The organism is Asanoa sp. NPDC050611 (assembly GCF_040654855.1).
In the GTDB taxonomy this organism is placed as follows: domain Bacteria; phylum Actinomycetota; class Actinomycetes; order Mycobacteriales; family Micromonosporaceae; genus Asanoa.
In genome coordinates this window covers 1-3,295 of record NZ_JBFAIU010000544.1, presented here as the reverse complement: position 1 = coordinate 3,295, position 3,295 = coordinate 1, and the positions used below count along the sequence as shown (strand labels likewise).

General features: G+C 73.9%; 2 protein-coding genes. Both read left to right on the top strand.

Annotation, left to right across the window (positions count from 1 at the left end; all coding sequences use genetic code 11):
* Positions 1–262: 262 nt before the first annotated feature.
* Positions 263–1,939, top strand: coding sequence for a penicillin-binding protein 2 (locus tag AB0H87_RS39885; protein WP_360158423.1), 1,677 nt, complete (start codon positions 263–265; stop codon positions 1,937–1,939).
* Between the two features lie 12 nt (positions 1,940–1,951).
* Positions 1,952–3,295, top strand: a 1,344-nt coding sequence (locus tag AB0H87_RS39880; protein ID WP_360158420.1) for a UDP-N-acetylmuramoyl-L-alanyl-D-glutamate--2,6-diaminopimelate ligase, incomplete at its 3' end; no start/stop codon positions are given.

Here is a 3,295-nt window from a genome sequence, read left to right as displayed (position 1 = left end):
ATGAGCTCGTCGACCTTGCTGAGGTCGAAAGTGACGTGGCTCTCCGAGGAGTGGCCGCCCGGCGGCAGGTCCCAAGGCCCGGAGCGCGGCCACCAGGGCCACCAAGCCAAGCAGCGCGGGCACCAAGGCCGGCAGCGCGGGCACGGCCGCGAAAGGCCGGGCCACCACGCCACGGCCGCCGCTGCGCCGCAAGCCGCGCGCGAACCTCAAGCTCGCCGACCCGAACCGGCGCCTGCGCCTCGGCGCGTTCCTCGCGCTGGCCATGTTCGCCGGCATCGGCATCCGGCTCATCACGCTGCAGGTCATGCCGACGCCCGCGTACGCGGACGGCGGCCTCCAGGACCGGCTGCGCAGCGTCACCCTGTTCGCGTCCCGGGGCGGCATCTACGACCGGTCCGGCGTGCCGCTCACCCACAGCGTCGAGGCGCGCTACGTGTACGCCGACCCGACGCTGATCGAGAACCCGGCCGACGCCGCGGCCAAGCTGTCCCCGCTGCTCGGCGTCGCGCGCTCCGACCTCGAGGACCGGATGGCCCGGCGGAAGCTGCCGACGGGCGTGCAGTCGACGTTCGCGTGGCTGGCCCGCGGTGTGCCGATCGACAAGGCCAACCAGGTGATGGCGCTCAACATCAAGGGCATCGGCATCGAGCACGACGAGCGCCGGGAGATCCCGGGCGCCGACCTGGCCGCGAACCTCATCGGCATCACGGGCGAGGACCTGACCGGGCTGGAGGGCCTCGAGGCCAAGTACGACGACGTGCTGCGCGGCACCAACGGCAAGCACCGGTTCGAGTTCGGCAACGACGGCTCGTACACCCCGATCCCCAATGGTTACAGCGAGGTCGTGCCGGCCAAGCCGGGCAGCTCGCTGAACCTGACCATCGACCGCGACCTTCAGTACGAGGTCCAGCGCTCGCTGAGCGCCAACGTGCGGGCGAAGCGGGGCACCGTCGGGGCCGCCGTCGTGCTCGACATCAAGACCGGCGAGGTGCTGGCGCAGGCGAGCCAGCCGACCTACAACGCGGCCGACTGGGAGAAGTACCCGCCCGTCGACCGCGAGGACGCGGCGACCTCGTTCGTCGTCGACCCGGGCTCGGTGCACAAGGCGATCATCTTCGGCGCGGGCCTCGAGGAGGGCGTGATCACCCCGCGGACCGTCTGGCGGATCCCGTCGACGATCCAGAAGGCGGACATCACGTACGCGGACACGCATCCGGCCGGCAACAAGAAGATGTCGATGGCCGGCGCGCTGGCGTACTCGTCGAACGTCACGACGATCAAGATCGCGGACCGGCTCGGACCGCAGAAGGTGTACGACTACCAGCTCAAGTTCGGTCTCGGTAAGCCGACCGGCGAGGGCATCCCGGGCGAGGCGTCCGGCCGGGTGCTGCCGCCGGACGAGTGGAACGGCTCGTCGCCGGGCTCCATCCCGATCGGGCACAGCGTCGACGTGACGCCGCTGCAGATGGCCGCGGTCTACGCCGCGATCGCGAACGACGGCAAGTGGATCCAGCCGCACCTGATCAAGGACACCGTCGCCGCCGACGGCAACCGGGTGGCACCGCCCGCGCCGGAGACCCGCCAGGTGATCAGCCCGCAGTCCGCGAGGGACCTGCGGTACCTGATGGAGGCCGTGACCACGGTCCCCGACGCGACCGGCGTCAACGGGCGGATCAAGGGCTACCGGGTGGCCGGCAAGACGGGCACGGGCAAGCGCGTGGTCGACGGAAAGTACGCGGACGGCGACGTCGCGTCGTTCATCGGCATGGCACCGGCGGAGGCGCCGCGGTACGTGGTCGCGGTCTTCGCGTTCACGCCCGGCGGCGGTGGCGGCGACGTGGCGGGGCCGGCGTTCCGGGAGATGATGCAGTACACGCTGCAGCACTACCGCGTGCCGCCGAGCACCAAGGCGGCGCCCAAGTACACACCGTTCCCGTAGATCAGCGTGGGTATGCGGAAGCGGGACACCGACCGGGTAGGGTCTGACGCCGTGCCCGGCAATCCGCGCCCAAGCGCCGTCGCTCCCGTCCGGCTCGCCGACCTGGCGGCCCTGGTCGCAGCGGTGGCACCCGCGCCCGACGTCGAGGTGACCGGGATCACCCACGCCAGCGGCGAGGTGCGGCCCGGCGATCTCTACGCCGCGCTGCCCGGCGCCCGGCGGCACGGCGCCGAGTTCGTGCCCGCCGTCGCCGCGGCCGGCGCGGTCGCGGTGCTGACGGACCCGGCCGGCGCCCCCGCGGCCGCCGCGGCGGGGCTGCCGGCGATCGTGGTCGACGATCCCCGCGAGGCGCTGGGTCCGGTCGCCGCGGCCGTCTACGGCGACCCCACGGCCGGTCTGGTGGTCATCGGCATCACCGGCACCGCGGGCAAGACCTCGACCGCCTACCTGGTCGAGTCCGGGCTGCGCGCGGCCGGCCACGTGACCGGGCTGATCGGCACCGTGGAGACCCGGCTCGGCGACCTCGTCATCGACAGCGTGCGCACCACGCCCGAGGCGACCGACCTGCACGCGCTGCTGGCCGCCGCCCGCGAGCGCGGCGTGACGGCCGTGGTCACGGAGGTGTCCAGCCACGCCCTCGCGATGGGTCGGGTCGGCGGCGTGCGCTTCGCCGTCGGCGGCTACACCAACTTCGGCCAGGACCACCTGGACTTCCACGCCGACCGCGACGACTACTTCGCCGCCAAGGCCAAGCTCTTCGACGGGCGCTGCCGGGTCGAGATCCTCAACTTCGACGACCCGGCCCTGCTGCCGCTGCGCAAGCCCGCGACGGTGACCTACTCGGCCGCCGGCGACCACGCCGCGACCTGGTGGGCCGACGGGGTGGTCGACGCGGGCTACGGGCAGGCGTTCACCGCGCACGGCCCCGGCGACGTGGCCGTGGACGCCGGCGTCGCGCTGCCGGGCCTGCACAACGTCGCCAACGCGCTGCTCGCCGTGGCGTCCCTGGTGGCGGTCGGGGTCGACCCCGGGACCGCCGCCGCCGGCGTGGCCGCGTGCCGGGGCGTGCCCGGCCGGCTCGAGGTGGTCGAGGCGCCGGGCCCGGTGCTCGGGGTCGTCGACTACGCGCACAAGCCCGACGCGATCGTCGCGGCGCTGCGCGCCCTGCGCGCCCGGGCGGAGTCCCGCGGCGGCCGGCTGATCTGCGTGATCGGCGCCGGCGGCGACCGCGACCGGGGCAAGCGCCCGCTGATGGGCGCGGCCGCGGCCGAGGGCCCGAGGGCGCCGGGATCCTCGGCATGCGCGAGCGGGCGATGCTCGTCGGCGCGGAGTTGGCTCTCGGTTCCGCCATCGGTG

What these genes read in the sequence shown, in the direction of transcription:
- AB0H87_RS39885 (WP_360158423.1), top strand. Translation starts at nt 263, where the DNA reads ATGTTCGCCGGCATCGGCATCCGGCTCATCACGCTGCAGGTCATGCCG.